This is a genomic window from Mesorhizobium sp. M1252 (genome assembly GCF_040318265.1).
Taxonomy (GTDB): Bacteria; Pseudomonadota; Alphaproteobacteria; order Rhizobiales; family Rhizobiaceae; genus Mesorhizobium.
Genome location: NZ_JAMYLX010000005.1, coordinates 58,247 through 77,162, shown reverse-complemented (window position 1 = coordinate 77,162; position 18,916 = coordinate 58,247). Strand labels below are relative to the sequence as shown.

The 18,916-nt window shown below is 59.1% G+C and carries 20 protein-coding genes; 11 read left to right on the top strand and 9 right to left on the bottom strand.

Annotated features, from left to right (window positions below):
* Positions 1 to 7: 7 nt before the first annotated feature.
* The 3 genes from NKH22_RS12125 to NKH22_RS12115 all read right to left on the bottom strand — a co-directional run bounded on the left by NKH22_RS12125 (position 8) and on the right by NKH22_RS12115 (position 3,025).
* On the bottom strand, positions 8 to 1,330 hold the full coding sequence (locus NKH22_RS12125; RefSeq protein WP_023691678.1) for an MFS transporter: 1,323 nt from the start codon (positions 1,328 to 1,330) through the stop codon (positions 8 to 10).
* A gap of 64 nt (positions 1,331 to 1,394) precedes the next feature.
* Entirely contained in the window at positions 1,395 to 2,735 is a 1,341-nt protein-coding gene (locus tag NKH22_RS12120; protein ID WP_023686263.1) for a cation diffusion facilitator family transporter, read from the bottom strand.
* A gap of 8 nt (positions 2,736 to 2,743) precedes the next feature.
* Positions 2,744 to 3,025 (bottom strand): metal-sensing transcriptional repressor, encoded by a 282-nt coding sequence (locus tag NKH22_RS12115; RefSeq protein WP_023669876.1) that lies wholly within the window; start codon positions 3,023 to 3,025, stop codon positions 2,744 to 2,746.
* Between the two features lie 104 nt (positions 3,026 to 3,129).
* Here NKH22_RS12115 and NKH22_RS12110 point away from each other — a divergent pair, with 104 nt between their 5' ends.
* The 3 genes from NKH22_RS12110 to NKH22_RS12100 are packed head-to-tail and all read left to right on the top strand — an operon-like array spanning position 3,130 to position 4,984.
* A complete protein-coding gene (locus NKH22_RS12110; RefSeq protein ID WP_023683326.1) occupies positions 3,130 to 3,519 on the top strand; it encodes a hypothetical protein in 390 nt (129 codons plus the stop codon).
* A gap of 48 nt (positions 3,520 to 3,567) precedes the next feature.
* Positions 3,568 to 4,302 (top strand): HupE/UreJ family protein, encoded by a 735-nt coding sequence (locus NKH22_RS12105; protein WP_031202371.1) that lies wholly within the window; start codon positions 3,568 to 3,570, stop codon positions 4,300 to 4,302.
* A gap of 34 nt (positions 4,303 to 4,336) precedes the next feature.
* Positions 4,337 to 4,984 (top strand): hypothetical protein, encoded by a 648-nt coding sequence (locus NKH22_RS12100; protein ID WP_023683328.1) that lies wholly within the window; start codon positions 4,337 to 4,339, stop codon positions 4,982 to 4,984.
* 210 nt (positions 4,985 to 5,194) lie between these two features.
* On the opposite strand, the gene NKH22_RS12095 is transcribed toward NKH22_RS12100, so the two are convergent.
* A complete protein-coding gene (locus NKH22_RS12095; protein WP_031202372.1) occupies positions 5,195 to 6,265 on the bottom strand; it encodes an NAD/NADP octopine/nopaline dehydrogenase family protein in 1,071 nt (356 codons plus the stop codon).
* A gap of 231 nt (positions 6,266 to 6,496) precedes the next feature.
* Here NKH22_RS12095 and NKH22_RS12090 point away from each other — a divergent pair, with 231 nt between their 5' ends.
* The 8 genes from NKH22_RS12090 to NKH22_RS12055 all read left to right on the top strand — a co-directional run bounded on the left by NKH22_RS12090 (position 6,497) and on the right by NKH22_RS12055 (position 13,117).
* Positions 6,497 to 7,468 carry a LysR family transcriptional regulator gene (locus tag NKH22_RS12090; RefSeq protein ID WP_023669872.1) on the top strand — a complete coding sequence of 324 codons (972 nt, stop codon included), beginning with the start codon at positions 6,497 to 6,499 and terminating at the stop codon, positions 7,466 to 7,468.
* A complete protein-coding gene (locus tag NKH22_RS12085; RefSeq protein WP_023686266.1) occupies positions 7,465 to 8,934 on the top strand; it encodes an NAD(P)-binding domain-containing protein in 1,470 nt (489 codons plus the stop codon). The genes NKH22_RS12090 and NKH22_RS12085 overlap by 4 nt, the downstream gene beginning before the upstream one ends.
* The gene (locus tag NKH22_RS12080) at positions 8,931 to 9,413 is read left to right on the top strand and encodes a CMD domain-containing protein (protein WP_023669870.1); all 483 of its coding nucleotides are present in this window, start codon (positions 8,931 to 8,933) and stop codon (positions 9,411 to 9,413) included. The genes NKH22_RS12085 and NKH22_RS12080 overlap by 4 nt, the downstream gene beginning before the upstream one ends.
* Entirely contained in the window at positions 9,410 to 9,973 is a 564-nt protein-coding gene (locus NKH22_RS12075; protein ID WP_023669869.1) for a peroxidase-related enzyme, read from the top strand. The genes NKH22_RS12080 and NKH22_RS12075 overlap by 4 nt, the downstream gene beginning before the upstream one ends.
* 57 nt (positions 9,974 to 10,030) lie before the next feature.
* Positions 10,031 to 10,771: an amino acid ABC transporter ATP-binding protein gene (locus tag NKH22_RS12070; protein ID WP_023669868.1), complete on the top strand. Its 741-nt coding sequence runs from the start codon at positions 10,031 to 10,033 to the stop codon at positions 10,769 to 10,771.
* 24 nt (positions 10,772 to 10,795) lie between these two features.
* On the top strand, positions 10,796 to 11,623 hold the full coding sequence (locus NKH22_RS12065; protein WP_023669867.1) for a transporter substrate-binding domain-containing protein: 828 nt from the start codon (positions 10,796 to 10,798) through the stop codon (positions 11,621 to 11,623).
* 67 nt (positions 11,624 to 11,690) lie between these two features.
* Positions 11,691 to 12,407 (top strand): amino acid ABC transporter permease, encoded by a 717-nt coding sequence (locus NKH22_RS12060; RefSeq protein WP_023686267.1) that lies wholly within the window; start codon positions 11,691 to 11,693, stop codon positions 12,405 to 12,407.
* Between the two features lie 17 nt (positions 12,408 to 12,424).
* Entirely contained in the window at positions 12,425 to 13,117 is a 693-nt protein-coding gene (locus NKH22_RS12055; RefSeq protein WP_023669865.1) for an amino acid ABC transporter permease, read from the top strand.
* A gap of 277 nt (positions 13,118 to 13,394) precedes the next feature.
* Here NKH22_RS12055 and NKH22_RS12050 read toward each other — a convergent pair whose 3' ends face one another.
* From NKH22_RS12050 to NKH22_RS12030, 5 genes are all read right to left on the bottom strand, one after another.
* Positions 13,395 to 14,399 (bottom strand): ABC transporter ATP-binding protein, encoded by a 1,005-nt coding sequence (locus NKH22_RS12050; RefSeq protein WP_023686268.1) that lies wholly within the window; start codon positions 14,397 to 14,399, stop codon positions 13,395 to 13,397.
* Positions 14,392 to 15,420 carry an ABC transporter ATP-binding protein gene (locus tag NKH22_RS12045; RefSeq protein ID WP_352909618.1) on the bottom strand — a complete coding sequence of 343 codons (1,029 nt, stop codon included), beginning with the start codon at positions 15,418 to 15,420 and terminating at the stop codon, positions 14,392 to 14,394. Before NKH22_RS12045 ends, NKH22_RS12050 begins: the two co-directional genes overlap by 8 nt.
* On the bottom strand, positions 15,417 to 16,292 hold the full coding sequence (locus tag NKH22_RS12040; RefSeq protein ID WP_023683335.1) for an ABC transporter permease: 876 nt from the start codon (positions 16,290 to 16,292) through the stop codon (positions 15,417 to 15,419). Before NKH22_RS12040 ends, NKH22_RS12045 begins: the two co-directional genes overlap by 4 nt.
* A 2-nt stretch (positions 16,293 to 16,294) precedes the next feature.
* Positions 16,295 to 17,233: an ABC transporter permease gene (locus tag NKH22_RS12035; RefSeq protein WP_023686269.1), complete on the bottom strand. Its 939-nt coding sequence runs from the start codon at positions 17,231 to 17,233 to the stop codon at positions 16,295 to 16,297.
* Between the two features lie 64 nt (positions 17,234 to 17,297).
* On the bottom strand, positions 17,298 to 18,860 hold the full coding sequence (locus NKH22_RS12030) for an ABC transporter substrate-binding protein (protein WP_031202376.1): 1,563 nt from the start codon (positions 18,858 to 18,860) through the stop codon (positions 17,298 to 17,300).
* Positions 18,861 to 18,916 lie beyond the last annotated feature (56 nt).

The following is an 18,916-nucleotide window of genomic DNA, read 5'->3' as shown; positions in this document are numbered from 1 at the left end:
GGGCCGCTCAGCTCGCTTTCGGCCATTTTGGGTGCCTATCGTTAACGACATAACCATGCGCATGCTCGAAGCCTGCTTCGGTCCAGACGGCGTCCTCGAGGTGCGAATGCCCGTCAGACAGATCGTCATGGGCGTGGCTGAGAACGTCGGGATCGTGACGCGGCCACAACCACATCGCGGCAAAGAGTGCCGCGGCGCCAATGACGCCAAGCAGGATAAAGGTGAAGGGCAGGCCCATCGCCGCGCCGACGAGTCCGGCGATCGGATAGGTGATGAGCCAGCAGGCGTGCGAAAGCGCGAATTGCGCGGCAAACAATGCCGGCCGGTCGACGGGATCGGCCGAGCGCTTGATCAGCCGCCCAGACGGGGTCTGCGCCAGCGAATAGCCCAGCCCGAGCACGAACCAGAGCGGCAAGAGCAGCTGATAGCTGATGGCGAACGGCCCTGCGAACACGCCGGCAACCAGCAGGCCGGCGCCTGACAACATCGCAACCCGATCCGGGATGCTGTCCAGCAGCCGCGGCAGGACCAGCGCCGCGATCATCGAGCCGCCACCGAAGGTGGCAAGGGCAAGTGCCGTGTCGCTCTGGGAAAGGCCGAATTTTGCCTGAACCAGCACGACCGTGTTGACGATCACCATGGCACTGGCGGCGGCGACAGCGAGGTTGAGCGCCAGCAGGCCGCGCAATCTCGGCGTCGCCAGATAGATACGGATGCCGCGTGTGGTGCGCTCGTAAATGCCGCGCGGCTCAGAGGGTTTCGGGCTCGGCAGAACCACCGACACCACCAGCGCGGCCGACGCCAGGAAGCCGATGACCGTGCCTGCGAACAGGCTATGGAAGCTGATGACGGAAAGCAGTGCCGCCGCCAGTATCGGACTGACCACGCTCTCCAGATCGTAGGCAAGCCGCGACAGCGACAGCGCCCGCGTGTAGTCCTTCTCTTCGGGCAGCACGTCAGGGATCGAAGCCTGGAAGGTCGGGGTGAAGCCGGCTGACGCCGACTGCAGGATGAAGATGAGAAGATATATCTGCCAGACTTCGGTGACGAAGGGCAGGAATACGGCAACCCCTGCCCTGATGAGGTCGAGCGAAACCAGCATGGTACGGCGTGGTAGGCGCTCGGCGAACGCGGCGGAAACGGGCGCCACGCCGACATAGGCGATCATCTTGATGGCAAGCGCCGTGCCGAGCACCGCGCCGGCATCGGCGCCGGCAAGGTCATAGGCCAGCAGCCCGAGCGCCACGGTGGCAAGGCCAGTGCCAATCAGGGCGATGACCTGGGCCAGGAAAAGATGGCGATAAGTGCGATTGGCAAGGACTTGCAGCATATGTCTGTCTTCTTGGAGGAGCGATGGGTCGTTGATCCGTGGCGATTGAATGGCGGGCCTGATCTCAGTGATGGTGGCCTTCCGGCTCGACCATTTTGAACGGCAGCACCTGCTCGCGACCCTTCGCGGCCAAGACCAGCCTCGCCTGGAACTCATGCGGCTCAGCAGGAGCCACGGTGCTCTCAAGGCGATGATGGTTGTCGGCGACGGGTTCGAGGCGAAGCGTCTCCGGCCCGCCAGGCCTATCGATGATCACCGTTGCCATCAGATCGTCGGCATGCCGGTCGATGGTCAGCCGCATCCGCTCGCCAGCCGGCGTGTCGACGATTTCCAATGTCCCGGCAGCCAGATCGCAGTCGACCTTGAAGGGCTCCGGCGCATGATGACCATGTGAGTGAGAGGGTTCCGTGCCCGTCGCGGCAGACCCGGCCGAACTCTCCAGACGAACATTCGCTTCAGCCAACGCCGGCAAGTGGGCGAACAGTTCCTCCTTGAGGGCTTCGGTGACGCCCATCACGTCCTTGGCCGTCGCCGCGTCGGCGACACTGATGGCGACGTCGGCATGCAGGCGATGGCCGATCCAGCGCGCCTGCACGCTTTGGACACGTTCGATACCGGACACATGCTCGGCGGCATGATGGATTTCATCGACGATGCCGGGCTCGACACCGTCGAGCATGCGCGTGAGGACTGCCTTCGAAGACTGCCAGACGATCGCGAAGATGGCCACCGTGATCAAGAGCCCGATGATCGGATCGGCCAGCGGAAACCCCAGCCATACGCCGATAGCACCCAGCACAACCGCCAGACTGGTAAAGCCGTCGGTGCGCGCATGGTAGCCGTCGGCGATCAGCGCCGCGCTGTTGATCTCGCGGCCGACCCGGATACGGAACACTGCAACGGCCTCGTTGCCTAAGAAACCTATAATGCCGGCTATGGCGACCCAGCCAAGAAATGCGATCGGCTGCGGATTGATCAACCGGTCGATCGCCTCGTAGCCGGCAACGATGGCGCTGAACAAGATGATGAGGACAATCAGAATGCCGGCCAGATCTTCGACGCGGCCCAGCCCGTAGGTGAACGTCTTGCTCGGTTTGCGACGGGCCAGCATGAAGGCGACCCACAATGGGATGGCGGTGACCGCGTCGCCGACATTGTGGATCGTGTCGGCCAGCAGCGCCACGCTGCCGGAGAGGAACACGACCACCAACTGCAGCGCCGCCGTGATGGCCAGAACGACGAATGACCATTTGATCGCCCAGATGCCGCGCGTCGTCGTGGCGATCGTCGGGTCGATGACGCCATGCGTGTGGCCATGGCCGCCCTCGCCGTGATCATGTCCGTGGCCGCCCATGCCTTGCGTCATCGGGCCGAACCCGAACCAATCGCGAACTTTGTCCATCATGGCGCTTCTCACAGGTACTTGGTGATATCCTTGAACTCGTCGATCGAGCGGCGCTGCTCGAGCGCCAGCGGTCCGACGACGTCCTCAAGGCAGTGGTTGAGGTGGTCCTGGATCAGCGTCTTCTTGGCCTGGGCGATGGCCTTCTCCACGGCATGAAGTTGCTGGGCGATGTCGAGGCACGGTCGCCCGGCCTCGATCATCTCGACGATCCCGCGCAGATGGCCGTCGGCGCGCTTCAGCCGCTTGATGATGGCAGGATGGGTTTCGTGGACGTGGGGACGCTCATTCATGCCCTTGATGCTATCCCCCCAGAGAGGATATTCCAAGCCTCAAAGTGGCCTCGATTCTGGTGCATGCCACCATTCGTTAGGATTTTAGAGAATAATCGTTAAGCATGCCGAATTGGATCCCTAGCACAGCCTTTCGTCTCATCGTCGCGTTCGCGATGACTCTCGGCGTGCTGCTCTCCCCAGTGGGTAGTTCGGCCTCGCATAGCCCGATTGCGCTCGCTGCCGCCGAGGCAGCGCGTCACGCAGAGCTGACAGCACAGATCGAAAAACACGGCCACAGCCATGACGATGGCGAAGCCGATGAGCAGAGCTTTGGTCATACCCACGGCCACAATCCGGCCGACCACACCCATGAAACGGCGAGCACGCTTCCGGGCTTCGCGCAGCCAGCACCGCCGATAGGCCGGAGCTGGCTGGTTTACCCGCCTTCGTTTGCCGACCTCGAAATCCGTTTCCGGCTTGAGCGCCCTCCCAGGCAGATCGTCATCGCATGATCGCGGCCGCACGCGCGGCCATCCTCAACGACGACGATTGGAATTCTCATGCAAGGATCCTTCTACAAGGGTCCGCCACGCACGCCTTGCGCGCGCTGGCGGTTGGCCCTTCCTGTGCTCATTGCTCTCCTGACCCTCCCATTGCTTGGGGGGACTGCCCTCGCCCATGCCGTTGCCGAAGGCGACAAGGGCTATATCCAGGAGATCACGGGCATCAATCTGCTGCCCTTCATCTATCTCGGCGCCAAGCACATGGTGACGGGATACGACCACGTCCTGTTCCTGTTCGGCGTGATCTTCTTCCTCTACCGGATGAAGCACATTGGCATCTATGTGAGCCTGTTCGCGCTCGGCCATTCCACGACCATGCTGCTTGGCGTCTATTTCAACGTTGGCATCAACAGCTACATCATCGACGCGATCATCGGCCTGTCGGTCGTCTACAAGGCGCTCGACAATATGGGTGCCTTCCAGAGGTGGCTCGGCTTCCAGCCGAACACCAAGATCGCGACGCTGATCTTCGGCTTTTTCCACGGCTTCGGCCTGTCGACGAAGATCATCGAATACAACATCTCGCCCGACGGGCTCGTGCCCAACCTACTTGCCTTCAACGTCGGCGTTGAGGTCGGTCAGCTTCTCGCGCTCGCTGCTATCCTTATCGTTATGGGCTACTGGCGCCGGACCGACAGTTTCTGGCGCCACGCATACACCGCCAACACCATCATGATGACCGCCGGGTTTGTGCTGATCGGCTATCAGCTCACCGGCTGGGTCGTCTCCTGAACCTCCAAGTAAAGATCAAAAAAGGAATTCTCCCATGTACAACACAGACATCCCGACCCGCGCTGAACTGCCGACATCCATGCAGCTCCTCCGATCTACCCTCATCGCCATTGTCGCGGCAGCGGCCATCCTTGTGACCATCGTGCTGCCGGCCGAATACGCCATCGATCCCACCGGCGTTGGGCGAGCGCTCGAGCTCACCGAGATGGGCGAGATCAAGACACAACTCGCCGAAGAGGCCGAGCAAGACCGCCTTCGCGAATTGCAAAACGGCACGCCGACCGCAGTGCCAGGCCAAGATCAGCAGTCGAGTCTTCTGGAGCGCGTCTTCGCTGAACTGGTGATTGGTTCCGCCTCTGCCCAGGAACTGCGGACGGACGAAATGTCGGTCACCCTCAAGCCCGGCGAAGGAGCTGAGATCAAGCTCGTCATGGCCAAGGGCGCAAAGGCAAACTACTCTTGGACAGCCAATGGCGCGGCGGTGAACTTCGACACCCATGGTGACGGCGGCGGCGAAAGCATCTCATACGAGAAGGGACGCGGTGCTGCAGAGGACGAGGGCGTACTTGAGGCAGCCTTTGACGGCAATCACGGTTGGTTCTGGCGCAACCGCACCGGTGCCGACGTCACCGTGACGCTGAAGACGAATGGCGCGTACACCGACATCAAACGCATGATGTGATCGATACGGCACGTCTTATCCGGCGCCGTTTGGCGCCGGGGGAGATCAAGCAGGTGAAATAGCCAACTCGGACCAACACAGTTTGATAATATCCAACCTGTGTTGGTCCCCTTCGGATGTCGTTGGTTAGAATCAGCTCGCAATGATGTAACAGGAGCGTCGCGCTAGCTTCCCCAAAGCGTAATCACGCCGCATTGGCCGCGAGCGCGCTCAAAACCCCTTGCGGCAAAGGGCTTCAAGATCCGTCTTTGTCATTTTCTCGATGCCGAGCCCAGGAAGAATATCATTATCTCCCTTGAGATCCCGGCCATAAGCCGCCGACAATATGGAAATTCCGGATTCATGGAGAACCGCCGGATTTCCGCTGATCTTCCCCAGGACTGCGGTTGGTAACAGGCCGAACGGAACGTCCTCGAGAATATAGCGGCTCTCGATAGTCGTCGGGCCAAAGCCGCCACGACCTTGGCGATCCATCTCCAGGTTCATTTCCGAAACGGTGCTCATGGGGACGTGGAACGACAATGAAAAATGTTCCTGGACGGTACGAACCGCGATACCGAAATTGCCAGCTATGGCCAATCGTTCGGCATCCAGAGCCTCGATGAAGCGACCAACGGCAGGAGTGACATTTCCCCCCTGGCTCCATCGCTCGGCCTTCTCCATTCGTGTGAGATTGAGAAGGGCAATTCCCAGATGGTTCTGCGGATTGAGGTTGCTGAGCGCAATTGCCAGCAGACCATCGCGCTTGACGAAACGATCGCCGAACAAGGCCGTGCAAAGCTTGTACCCTTGATCGAGCGCATCGAAAGGCAGCGTCGCAACATCAAGCTTCTGGCGAATGGAAGTGACCTGGACTTCTGCTGGTCCGAGCTGGCGGCCGGTCAAGAGCGTTGTGCCCCAAACGACGATCGGCAACCTGACCTTGCGCTCGGCTAACCGCTTGGAGAGATACAGCGCGCCGAACGAACTGTGCGAACTGACGATGACAGGAATACCATCTGCCAGGTGAGGGACGGCGGCATCCATCACTATCTTGTGGCCGTAAGCGGGAAGCGCGATCACCACCACATCCGCGTGATCGATGGCATCTTTACAATCATTGGCAATACGCACCGGCACCGTCGCCTCGATATCCCCCGTCGCCTTCAATAATTCGCCAGTCGCCAACGTTCTGGTGCGGTCTCCCGACGGTGACCAAAGTGTTGGCGTATGTCCCGATTGTGCCAAATAGGCCGCAAGGCCATAGGCAATTGCTCCAGCGCCCAGAATACTCACGCGCATAACATTCCTCCTGTCGCCGGCTTTATGGTTCGAGAATCCTTGCCGTCCCCGCCTACAAGTTTTTTCATCGGGAGGATCCGAATTGAAGTCACGTCGGTTGCCATCAGCCGTTTCGATCAGGACTCCGGCTCTGAGCCGGCAAACGCCGCAACGACTATTAGTTTCCGCTTGACATATATCAAAAATGAATGAGACGATGTCAATCATACGAATTACGCATGTAGGGAGAACATGGAAACCCGGGACCTTCAGACCTTCCTTGCGGTTGCTGCCAGCGGCAGCATTACCAAGGCGGCTGACATGCTCGGGCGTTCCCAACCTTCAGTGACACGCACCATTCAGGAGCTCGAGGCCGAACTTGGCTTCGAATTGCTGCATCGGATCGGTCGACGGGTGCAGCTGTCTGAAGAGGGTGTCGCATTCGAGGAGGAAGCGCGGCGATTGTTGATGTCTTTCACCGAACTTGCAGCGCGGGCCAAGATGATCGCCGCCGGCCGTGGGCGGATCCTGCAGATTGTCACAACCTCCGCGATCGGCACCGGCTTGATCCCGGCGGCCCTGGCCGAGCTCAAGGGTGTCGAGCTTCCGCACGAGACGCATCTCGGGCAGTTTCTTCCCTCGATCGTCGCCCAGGAAGTGCGCAGCGGACGTGCCGAGATCGGGTTTTCAAGCCTGCCGCTCGATACGCCCGGTCTGGATGTCCTACGGCTCTATTCGGCGCCTGATGTTGCTGCCGTGCGGGAGGACGATGCGCTGGCTGAACTTGATGTCATACCGCTTTCGGCTTTTGCGGGTCGTCGCGTGGCTACGTTGCTCAATCCGCTGCGGTTTCAGTTGCATGTCGCCAAGGCACTCGCTGCCCGGGGCATCGACACCGGCCCGGTGATCCGGACCAATACTGCCTACGGCGCGTTGCAGATCGTGCGCCATACTGGTGTCGCGGCCGTCATCGATCCCCTCACGGCCTATGGCGTCGCCCTGCCTGGGGTCGTCATTCGCCCGATCGATGTAACCGTTCTCTTTTATTGGGGCGTTGTGGCTGCCTCAAAACGTCCCCTTCGCCCAGTCGCGCAGGCGCTGATGGATGCGGTCGAAGCGGTGGCTGAACGGTCGATCGTCGGTTTCAAGAAGCTCGATCCAGCTTTGGCCAGCCAATTGGTGAACGATCCCGCGTCGGGCACAAATAACGGAACTGGAATATGAAGCATACTCCCACCCCGGCAGCATCGACGGGCCTTGCCGCGTTGGAAGCCCAGCTCGCGCAGGATCTCGACTTTGTCGAGCTGCCCGCCAAGCCCTGGGTCCCCACACGCATGCATGAGGGCGCCCCGGTCCGTGATGTCGTGGTCATTGGCGCTGGCATGTGCGGACTTGCTGCCACGGCAAAGCTGGTGCTGGCAGGGATCACCAATGTCGTCGCCTATGATGCGGCGCCGGCTGGGCTCGAAGGACCGTGGATAACGTTTGCCCGCATGCAAACACTCCGGTCGCCGAAGACCCTGCACGGTCCGTCGCTCGGCTTGCCGCAATTGACGTTCCGCGCCTGGTTCACGGCGCAATGGGGCGTCGACGCCTGGCGGTCGCTGGACAAAATCCCCAAGGGCCAGTGGATGGATTACCTGGTCTGGTACCGCAAGGTTCTTGCTCTGCCTGTGCGCAACGGCGTGCGCATGACCGGCGTCGCACCGGTTGGTGATCTGATTGCGATCGATATCGAAGGCGCGGAATCCGGCCGGGTTCTCACCCGTCATCTCGTTCTGGCCACCGGCCGCTCTGGTCTGGGCGGTTTTGCCGTGCCCGATTTCCTCAGGGGCATCGATCGCGCTTATTGGGCCCATTCTGCGGACGAGATCGATTTCGACGCGCTGCAAGGTAAGCGTGTGGCGGTCATCGGCGCCGGTGCCTCGTCCATGGACAATGCCGCAACCGCACTCGAGGCGGGCGCCGGATCTGTGGACATGTTGATCCGGCGCAAGGAAATGCCGCGCGTCAACAAGCTGACCGGAATCGGCAGTCCGGGTGTTGTACTCGGCATGCATCAATTGCCCGATGCCTGGAAGTGGAAGTTCTTCGACTACACCGCCTCAACCCAGACGCCGCCGCCGCGTTCATCGACGCTTCGCGTTTCTCGCCACCCCAATGCCCGGTTCTTTCTCGACTGCGGCATCGTCGCGGTCACGGAAGATGCGGGAGGCCTGCTTATCGAAACCACCCAGGGGCTGATGCGCTACGACTTCCTGATCGCGGCAACCGGCTTTTCAAACGACTTCAACGGCCGCCCGGAATTTGCAGCCATCGCGCCACATATCCGCACCTGGTCGGATGGCCGATATACACCGGACATGGGGCCGGCGCGTGCAGGCATGTCCGACGCACCGGACCTAGGTCCCGCCTTCGAGTTTCGTGAGCGCGTCCCCGGCTCCTGCCCGATGCTGTCGCATATCCACTGCTTCAACGACGCCGCCATGCTGACGCACGGCAAGGTCTCCGGTGATATCCCAGCCGTCAGCGCGGGTGCCGACCGTTTGGTCCGCGGCATTGCCGCATCGCTGTTTGCCGAAGATGTCGAAACCCACTTCGCCAACCTGATCGCTTACGACACGCCCGAACTTCTGGGCGACGAATGGGTCGATTCAACACCCTTGTTGGAGAAGGAGGCCGCGCTGTGATCGACGCAATGGACAAGGCCGCCGGTCTATCACCGCACGATGCGCTTTTCAGCGCGCGTCGGTTTCGGCCTGAATTCGTGCTGGGGGCCGAGGAATGTCGCCTCTCCGTCCTGCAGCCAGCAAACGACCAAGGGCTTGCGCCTAATTTGCGGGTTGCTCTGGCCCGTCGCATGGCCGCTCTGAATGCCGATCCGGTCCTGATGGCCGAATTTGATGTGCAGCTGGCTCAGCTCGATCCGACTGAGCAGCTTCTGGCCTTAGCCCAGGGGGAAACGGATTTGGAAGAGCCATTGGCGACCATCGCACGTCATGTGGACCTGATTACGCTGACACCGAAAAAGGCGGAAGCGGGCCACATCGCCCTGCTCGCCCAAGCTGGATTGAACAATCCTCAGATCGTCGCCCTTTCCGAGCTCATCGCCTTCGTCAATTTCCAGACGCGGGTGGCAACCGGCCTGCGATTGTTGAGGACGGCATGATTTCCGCGGTGCGCCTGAAGCCATTGAATTGGCATCCGTACATAGCGCCGGTCGAGCTATCCGAGGCCACGCCGGAACAGCTTGAAGCGATGAAGGTCACGCCATCAGCCAAGAAAGTTTCGGAATATGTGCGCACCCTTGCGCATGACCCTGAGAGCTACCTTGCCCGCACCATCTTGTTCAACGCCATCATGTATGTCGAAGGCGGGCTTGCCCGCCCTGACCGCGAGCTTGGTGCATTAGGTGCGTCCATCGTCAATGGCTGCAAATTCTGCGCCGTTGTTCACGCCCGCAGGCATGCAGAGCTGACCAAGAACGACGAAGTGGTCACCGCGCTCTATCTCGATAAACCTGAAGCGCTCGGCCCACGCGATGCGGCAATCTACAGTTTTGCCCGCCGCCTGTCGGCGGCCCCGTCGGAAGCAACGGCAGACGATATCGCCGCGCTTCGATCAGTCGGCATGGACGACCGCGAGATTATCGACCTGATCCACGCCATATCGATCTTCGGCTGGGCAAACCGGCTGATGCACGTTCTCGGCCATGCGGAGAGCGGGTGATGATGTCGCATGCGGTCGAAGCAGTCCGTCTCACACTTTCCGAAGGGACAACCAGCAATGCTTGAACTCAAAGATGTAAAGCTGTCTTACGGAAGCACGCAGGTTCTGAACGGCGTCAATCTCTCGGTAAAGCGGGGTGACGTGGTTTCGATCATCGGCCCCAGCGGCACCGGCAAGACCACGTTGCTGAAATGCATCAACTACCTGGCCAAGCCGTCGTCAGGAACCATCGCGTTCGATCAGATCCGGATGGATTACCAGCGTGCCGACAAGGTCGCTGTCCAGGCGATCCGGTTGCGAACGGCGATGGTCTTTCAACAATTCAACGTCTTCAAGAACATGACGGTCCTGCAGAACGTGATGGATCCACTGGTCGTCGTGCAGCGCAAGTCCGCGGACGAGGCGCGGGAGATCGCCTTGCGGGAGCTCGAGCGGGTCGGCCTCACCCCGAAGCGAGACAGCTATCCCTCCCAACTGTCGGGCGGCCAGCTCCAGCGCACCGGCATTGCGCGCGCCCTGGCGGTTCGTCCCGACGTGATACTCTTCGATGAGCCTACGTCATCGCTGGATCCAGAACTCGTCGGTGAAGTCCTGAAGGTGATCAAGGACGTCACCTCGTCAGGGATCACTTCGCTGCTTGTGACCCATGAGATGCAATTCGCAAGGAACATCTCCAACCGGATCGTCTTCATGGACCGTGGCGTGGTCGCCGCCGATGGCAGCCCGGCTGATATCTTCGACGCGCCTTCCAGCCCACGACTTGCTCAATTCCTGCAGTCAGAACTCGCTTTTCAATAATCCAACAACAAGGGAACCTAAGAAATGTCTGTAATCACATCCCGCTTTTCCCGTCGTCATGCCCTGGCTGTCGTCGGCGGCATCGCAATAGCCCTTGCAACGGCGGGGGTCAGCTATGGCCAGACCGTTCGGACAATCAAGATCGCGACGTCTGCCGAATCCAAGCCGCTGGCATGGGGCGCGATCGGCGTCGAGCCGCAAGGCTATGAGCCCGATCTCCTGAGGGCGATCAACGCAAAGCTGCCGCAATACAAGTTCGAAATGGAAGGCGTCTCCGACATTGCCCAGGAAACCGGTCTCGCTACGGGCAAGTACGACATCGCGGTGGGTGGCTACTACAAGTCGCCCGAGCGCTCCAAGCAGTTCTTCATTCCGGAAAATCCCATGGGCGCCAGCCTGATGAAGATCTACAGCAAGAAAGACAGCGGCATCAAGGAAATGAAAGACCTGGTCGGCAAGAGGATCGTTCCGACCACGGCCGGCGGTGGAACCTACAAGTTCATCATGAACTGGCAGAAAGAAAACCCGCAATACAAGCTCGATGTCACGGCATCGAGTGCAGGCATTCCCTACCCGAACCGGCTGGACGAAGTTCAGAACGGTAAGTTCGACGCTCTCGTCTTGCCGTCCAATCTCGGTGAGCAGACCGTCATCGAGCAAAAGAAACTCGATATCGTGGCGTCCGAACCAGTGTTCAGCAACAACACCTACATGCTGATCCACAGATCAGACGAGAACAAGGTTCTGGCTGACGATGTGAACAAGGTTCTCAAGGAATTGAAAGACGACGGCACGATCGAGAAGCTCTCGCAGAAGTGGTTCGGCGAGGGCATCGTCCAGTACATGAAATAGCACGGCCGTCGAGGGCCATATTCGCTAGTCAGCGGCAAGGCTGAATTGCAAAAAGGAGCGTTTCAAAGTGGATGTATCTGCTATGATTCCCGAGTTGCTCTCGGCACTGCCGCTGACGCTCGCCATCACGTTTACGGCCCTCATTTCCGGGTTCTGTCTGGCTCTCATCGCGACAACACTCCGGGTTCGCAGGGTGCCACTGATCAGTCACCTGGTGGACCTCTACGTGTCCTATGCCCGGAGCGTTCCTGTCGTCCTGCAGCTGTTCGTCGCGTTTTATGGGCTTCCGCTGTTGGTGATCCTGTTCGGCGCCAAAGATTTTATTTCGCCGACGATGGCTGCCATGGTGGGGTTGAGCCTCTACCATGGAGGATATCTGTCGGAAGTCATGCGGCCTGCATATCTTGCCGTCGATCGCGGCCAGCACGATGCGGCCGATAGCCTTGGATATACGTTCCGGCAGAAAATTACTCGCGTCGTCGGCCCGCAAGCGGTGCACTTCGCACTACCGGGCTACGGGAACTCCGTCATCTACCTGATCCATAACGTTGCGCTGGTCATGTACATCGGCGCCGCCGACGTCATGGCGACTGCGCATTTGATCATGGAGCGCGACTACAACCAGTTCCAGTTCGAAACCTACCTCGTCCTGGCGGTCATCTATTCGCTGATGTGCCTGGTCGCATGGCTCATCGTGCGCTTCTTCGAGCTTCGATCACCGATGCAAGCGCCAGAGTCAACGACAACAACTCCGATCAAGAACGAGCTCCTCGCGAGCGTCTGACGTAAGGGTATTCAACCATGTTTGATACCGATATTTTGCTCCAGGACACGCAGGAAATTCTGAGTGCCGTACCCGTGACCGTTGGAATGGCACTCTTGATTTTCGTCCTGTCGACGATAGTCGGCAGCATATTCGCGCTGATCGAATACAGACGGGTGCCGGTTCTGCGAGAGCTCATCATGACTTACAAGATCGTCTTCAAGGGCGTTCCAATGGTCATCGTTATTTTCCTCGCCTATTTCGGTCTGCCGCCCGCATTTCAGTTCCTGTTCTCGTTGCTCGGGATCAACTTCAACGCTCACGAAACCCCCAATTGGGTCATTCTTGTCGTCGCGATTACCGGCTGTGTCGCCGCGTTCCAATCCGAGATTATCAAGGGAGCCCTGAATGCATTCGACACCGGTCAGTCGGACGCGGCCCATTCGCTCGGCTATACGGGCGGCCAACTGTTTCGACGTATCCTGTTTCCCCAGGTGGCCCTCACCGCAATTCCCGACCTGACGACTTCGATGATGGTCATCATGAAGGCGCTTTCTCTCGGATTCGCCATCGAGGTCGTCGATATCTTCGCCCAGTCCCAGCTGACCGCCGCCCTGAACTACTACTACCTCGAAGCCTTCGTGATTGCCGTCGTGATCTACATGGTGATTGCCTATATCGTCACACAGATTGCCGACAGGCTGGAGCAGGCGCTGAGGGTGCGGACGTGAGGCGGATGTGGGATAGAATCGTCAAGCTTCGGATATCGAGCCGCACCTGGGAGGCAATTCTTTCGGGGATGAAAAGCTTGAGGAGAAACCCAAGTAGCCGATGTATGTACCGCTGAATGCCGACTGAAGCACCGATCGCGCCGACGCAACGTTGCGACTGTGCCGACCAGAGGAATCCGGTCTCCGGCTACTGGCATGGAGATCCCCAAGCCGTATTCGGCGCCGCGAGTACGCATCAATATTGGAGAACCTGGGCCTCTCCGTCTCCCACGCCGGTTTATCCGACTTGTCTCACGTCGTATTCCTGCAGGATACCCGCTTTGATCCGACCAGCGAAATGACAACTTGCGAGATGCGATTCCGACAAGCTGTTGACCGGAGGCGATGTCTCACAAACACTTTGCACGGCAGGGCAGCGCGTACGAAAACGGCATCCGGTCGGCGGATTCACAGGGCTTGGCACATCTCCCTTTAGAATGATCCGCTGACGTTCGCGCTCCTCAACTGGATTTGTCGACGGGACCGCGCTGAGCAGCGCCTGTGTATACGGATGTGCGGGCTGGCTATAGAGCGCGCCGCTCTCACCTTCTTCCATGACGCGGCCGAGATACATCACGTAGACGCGCTGTGCGGCCTGGCGAACGATGGCCAGATCGTGCGCAATGAGAAGACATGACATTCCGAAATCATCGCGCAGCTTCAGAAACAGGTTCATGATTTGCGCTCTGATGGAGACATCGAGCGAACTGACAGGCTCATCGCATATGAGTACGGTTGGGTTGGCAGCAAGCGATCGCGCGATACACACGCGTTGACGTTGGCCACCCGACATCTCGCGCGGATAGCGCTCCATTATCTGTTCGGGCAGCCCCACTTGGTCCAAGAGTTCTTTGACATGTGCCGCCCGCGCGGAATGGTTGTTCTCCCCATTGATGAGCAGCGCTTCATCGATCGCCTGACCAATCGTCTGTCGGGAACTCAGCGAGGAAAGCGGATCCTGAAAGATGTATTGGATCTTGCGCCTTCGTTCGAACAAATGCTTGCCGCTCATAGCCAGGAAATTTTCGCCCTTGAATCGGATCTCTCCGGATTTGGCGCTCTCGAGACCGACGATCGTGCGACCCAGTGTCGATTTTCCGCATCCCGACTCCCCGACCAATCCTACAATCTCGCCCGCGCCAATCTTCAGGCTCACGCCATCACAGGCCTTAATCTCAGCCCCTGTGTGGCGGTCGCGAAAGTGAGTTTTGAGATCGACGATCTCAATGAGGTTCTCAGGCATCTTCCATCACTCGCGCAAGCTTGTTGATGATGACCGGGCATGCGGCGACGTGCGTCGACGACTCTCCTGGTACTGAAAGCAAGTGCGGTTGAGTGGCGCTGCAGCTCTGCAGCGCCGAAGCGCAGCGTGGCGTGAACGCACAACCGCGTATCAACCGAGACAGATCTGGCGGCTGGCCAGGAAGACCAATAAATTTCGAACCAATGTCTGCATTTAGCGATGGAACTGAACCGAGCAGACCTTTGGTGTAGGGGTGGACCGGCGTCATCAGCACGTCGTCCACCGGACCCAGTTCTGACAGCCGGCCGGCGTACATCACCGCCACCTTGGTCGCCATGCCGGAGACCACACCAAAATCGTGAGTGATGATGACGATGGCCATCTGCAGGCGCCTCTGTAGGTGTTTCAGCAGCTCCACGATCTGAGCCTGAACCGTGACATCGAGCGCGGTGGTAGGCTCATCCGCTATGAGGAGCTTGGGCTCGCCGGCAATGCTCATCGCTATGCCAACGCGCTGGCGCATACCCCCGGAAAGCTCGTGCGGATACTGCTGCAGTCGGCTTAGTGGATCGGGTAGCCCGACCAACGCCAGCAGTTCGGCGGCTCGTTTGTCGGCCTGCGCCGCAGTCATGCCAAGGTGCAATTCCGAGACCTCGGCGATCTGCCTTCCAATGCGTCGGACCGGGTTGAGAGAACTCAACGGATCCTGAAATATGACGCCGATCTCGCCGCCACGCAGTTTGCGCATTTGTTGCTCAGGCGCTCGCAGGATGTCGAGGCCGTTGAATTTCACCGTCCCCTCTATTTCAGCGTCGAGTCCCGTCGGAAGCAGAGATAGCGGCGCCATGTTGAGGATGGTCTTGCCGCTGCCGCTTTCGCCGACAATCGCCAGGACCTCGCCTTCGTTCACACGGTAGCTCACGCCATCGACCGGCTTGACGCTGGTTCTCGCCGTATGGAGCGTCACCGACAGATTGGAGACTTCGAGCAATGCAGGTGTTGGGGAACTCCCAGTGCTCATGTCGCGATCTCCTTCATGAACAGTTTCTTGCGGGCGGCCAAGCTCCGCTTGGTCATCCGGCGCGGGTTCTTGGACAGCGCGATCTTCTCGCCGAACAGGTTGAAACCTACGACCATGATGGTAAGCGCGAGCCCCGGAAGGATCACCAGGCGCGGTGCTTCTTCAAGATAGGGCAGGCTCGAAACCAGCATCTGTCCCCACTCCGCTTGCGGCGGCTGCACACCGAGCCCCAGAAAGCTCAAGTTAGCGATCGCGAGGGCCAAAATACCGACGTCCGCGCTCGCGTAGATCAGCACGGATCCCAATGCGACCGGCACCAGATGTTTGAATATGATCCTGAGTCGGCTGGCGCCCAAAACGCGAAGGCTTTCGATATGCGGCTGGTTTACTGCCGCCGCCACCACACCTCGCGTCAGCCGGGCATAGATTGGCGTCCAGGCGATCGCCAGCGCAATGATCATATTCCAATAGCTAGGACCGAATACACCAACGATCGCCAGCGCCACCACGAGACTAGGCACACTGAGGCCGAAGTCGACCATACGCATGAGGATTTCGTCGATCCAGCCACCGAAATAGCCGGATATGGTCCCAACCAACATTCCAAATATGCCGGCAAGAAACAGGACAATGGTCACACCCACGAGCGTGGTCTGGGCACCCGCAATAAGTCGGCTGAGCACGTCGCGCCCGAGGTTGTCGGTGCCCAGCCAGTAGACTCCTGAAAACGATTCAGTTGGAGCAAGGAGGTTTTGCGTATTCGGGTCATAAGGGCTGACCAGTGAGCCGAAGGTCGCGATGAAGACAAAGAACCCGATCATCAGCGAGATCGGCCAGCCGACGCTGCGAAAGAATGATTTTATCGAACTCATGATCAGGCCCTCGCAGCTCGACGTTGAAGCGGATCGACGACAATGACGATCAGGTCGACGACGAGATTCACCACAATGAACAGCACGGAGAAGATCAGCAGGCACGCCTGCAGTACTGGGAGATCCCGGAAGCGAGCTGCCTCAACAAAATAGGCGCCAAGACCTTGCCACGAAAAAATCGGTTCGATGATGAACGCGTTGGGCACCATCTGGGCCAGCGCCATTCCAAACGCTGTCAAAACGACCGGGACGATATTCGGCAAGGCGTCGCGAAACAGAATTCTTCGTCTGCTGAAGCCTTTGCTGATCGCGGTGATGACATAAGGCTTGCTCATAGTTTCCTCCAGCGCGACCCGTGCGACGCGGCTGAGGAGCGCACCTGGAACAACCCCAATGGCGATGCTCGGCAAAATCCAACTGGAAAGTCCCCTGAAGCCGAAAGTGGGAAACACGTTCCACGTCACGCCGAACGCATAAATGAGCATTGATGCTAGGAAAAATTTTGGGATCGACACGTTCAAAACGGCGAAGGCGCGGATCATCCGGTCTGTCGTTCCGTTAGGCCACATGGCACCCATGAAGCTGAGCCCGACACCAACGATCAGCATGACAATGCCGCCGCCAGCAATAAGAACCAGAGTGGGCTCAAGGCGTTCCATTATGGCTTCTGAGACCGGCTGACCGGTTCGCAGCGACCTTCCGAAATCGCCCTGCAACACATCGCCGAGCCAGTGCACATATCGCAATGGCAGCGGATCGTTCAGGCCGTATTCGATCGCCACCTGCTCAACGACCTTGTGCGACACAAAGCCGCCTCTCAACTCAGCTATGAGCGCGGCCACGTTTCCGGGAAACGCTGCGATCAAGATGAAAGAGAACACAGAGGCGATGGCGATGAGGATGGCGGCGGAAACACCGCGCTTCATGGCTATTCTCAGCATGGCGAACCTTTGGCTTTCCTGAGACTGCGGGTGCCTCGGCGCGAAGCCGAGGCACAGGTACAGCTTAAAGAGATATGCCTTTCAGCGGCATCTCGTATTCTGTCGCGGGTATGGCAAAAGCCTTGACGCGATCATTGTGCGCCCAGATTCGCTGGGCGTGGAACAGCGGCATCATCGCCCAGTTGTCATGCAGCCAGGTGAAAACGGCCTGGAATGCCTCAGCCCGCTCGGGCTCCGGAGCCGAGAGTGCCTTGAGGATCAGTGGGTCAACCGCCTTGTCCTCGTAGATCTTTCCGTCCGTTCCCGGTTCGATCGTCGAGAGGACCATCAAACCAATTGAATTGAAGGGGTCATACGGCGCGCCGTTGGTTATAAACAGCGAGAGATCATACTTGAACTCCGGAATATCACCGTGACGCGTAGCGTGGTCGACGTTGCGCAACTTCACGCCGATACCGGCTTCCGAAAGCAACGCCTGTATAACCTCGCCTAGGGCCCGGGAGCTCGGGACCGCGTCTTCGGATATGACAAGATCGATGTTCAGCTGCTTGCCGTCCTTGGATCGGACAGGCTCTCCAACCCAACCGGCCTCGTCGAGCAGGCTCTTAGCTTTTTCCAGGTCACGCTTCGGAACTTCAAATCGGGTTCCCGAATAGGCGATCACCTCGGGATAAAGGTTCATCGTAGGCGTGGCAAAACCCTTCATCACTGCCTTGCAGATGCCCTCGCGGTCGATAAGCAGGTTGAACGCCTCGCGAACACGCACATCCTTAAAAGTATCGATGCGCGGGTTGAAGCCGAGCACAATCGTATCCGTGCCCGTGTCGGTCACCACGGTCATGCCGGAAGACTCAAGGGTCTTCGCATCCTGAGGACTGACGGGAGCGATGAACTGTCCGCCCATCGCGTCGATGTCGCCTGCTCGTAGCGCCGACATCCGACTGCGTGCGTCCGGCATGACAATCAGCGAAACCTTGTCAACAGAAGGCTTTGCCCCCCAGTACTTTTCGTTGGGAATGAGGTCGGTGCCCTCAGGCGCGTCCTTCTCGATCTTCCACGGACCGGTTCCCACAGGAGATGCGTACTTACCCTCTCCATCAACTGCTTTAGGGCTCAGGAACCTTACGGGCCTGACATAGGAAAACTCTACGAGAGCCGTGGGAGTCGGCTGCTTGAAATGGATTGCGATCGTCATCGGGTCGACGATCTCGATCTTGTCGAGATTCGCGCTGATACGCATCCAGTTGTAGTCTTCCTTCGGAAGCCAGCGATCCAGATTCCACTTTGCCGCTTCGGCGTTCCAAGGCTCGCCATCCGTGAACGTCACCTCGGGGCGAAGCTTGAACGTGTATACTTTGTCATCGGGTGACTTGTCCCACGAGGCAGCCAGAGCCGGTTCGATCTTGCCGCCCGAAGAGTAGTGCACGAGCGGGTCGAAGATCATATCCTGCACGGCGAAGATGCCGACATAACGCTGCGGATCGAGATTTCCCGCTGCGCGACCGATCGGCAGTCGCAACGTGTTGCCTTCTTCTGCCGAAGCTTGATTCGTACCAACACCGGTGACCAAGAGGCCGCCAATGGCCGCCGATCCCAGCAATAGAGTTCTGCGTGAAAGAAGTGTCATCTGAGTTCCCCTGTTATGGTTATGACCTGTCTTCTGCGTAGCCTTCGACCCTTGCG

Coding starts and splice junctions, on each gene's coding strand:
- NKH22_RS12110 (WP_023683326.1), top strand. CDS start 3,130: ATGCCGAATTGGATCCCTAGCACAGCCTTTCGTCTCATCGTCGCGTTC.
- NKH22_RS12050 (WP_023686268.1), bottom strand. CDS start 14,399: ATGCCTGAGAACCTCATTGAGATCGTCGATCTCAAAACTCACTTTCGC.
- NKH22_RS12100 (WP_023683328.1), top strand. CDS start 4,337: ATGTACAACACAGACATCCCGACCCGCGCTGAACTGCCGACATCCATG.
- NKH22_RS12070 (WP_023669868.1), top strand. CDS start 10,031: ATGCTTGAACTCAAAGATGTAAAGCTGTCTTACGGAAGCACGCAGGTT.
- NKH22_RS12090 (WP_023669872.1), top strand. CDS start 6,497: ATGGAAACCCGGGACCTTCAGACCTTCCTTGCGGTTGCTGCCAGCGGC.
- NKH22_RS12035 (WP_023686269.1), bottom strand. CDS start 17,233: ATGCTGAGAATAGCCATGAAGCGCGGTGTTTCCGCCGCCATCCTCATC.
- NKH22_RS12125 (WP_023691678.1), bottom strand. CDS start 1,330: ATGCTGCAAGTCCTTGCCAATCGCACTTATCGCCATCTTTTCCTGGCC.
- NKH22_RS12115 (WP_023669876.1), bottom strand. CDS start 3,025: ATGAATGAGCGTCCCCACGTCCACGAAACCCATCCTGCCATCATCAAG.
- NKH22_RS12085 (WP_023686266.1), top strand. CDS start 7,465: ATGAAGCATACTCCCACCCCGGCAGCATCGACGGGCCTTGCCGCGTTG.
- NKH22_RS12120 (WP_023686263.1), bottom strand. CDS start 2,735: ATGATGGACAAAGTTCGCGATTGGTTCGGGTTCGGCCCGATGACGCAA.
- NKH22_RS12045 (WP_352909618.1), bottom strand. CDS start 15,420: ATGAGCACTGGGAGTTCCCCAACACCTGCATTGCTCGAAGTCTCCAAT.
- NKH22_RS12105 (WP_031202371.1), top strand. CDS start 3,568: ATGCAAGGATCCTTCTACAAGGGTCCGCCACGCACGCCTTGCGCGCGC.
- NKH22_RS12095 (WP_031202372.1), bottom strand. CDS start 6,265: ATGCGCGTGAGTATTCTGGGCGCTGGAGCAATTGCCTATGGCCTTGCG.
- NKH22_RS12075 (WP_023669869.1), top strand. CDS start 9,410: ATGATTTCCGCGGTGCGCCTGAAGCCATTGAATTGGCATCCGTACATA.
- NKH22_RS12030 (WP_031202376.1), bottom strand. CDS start 18,860: ATGACACTTCTTTCACGCAGAACTCTATTGCTGGGATCGGCGGCCATT.
- NKH22_RS12040 (WP_023683335.1), bottom strand. CDS start 16,292: ATGAGTTCGATAAAATCATTCTTTCGCAGCGTCGGCTGGCCGATCTCG.
- NKH22_RS12065 (WP_023669867.1), top strand. CDS start 10,796: ATGTCTGTAATCACATCCCGCTTTTCCCGTCGTCATGCCCTGGCTGTC.
- NKH22_RS12055 (WP_023669865.1), top strand. CDS start 12,425: ATGTTTGATACCGATATTTTGCTCCAGGACACGCAGGAAATTCTGAGT.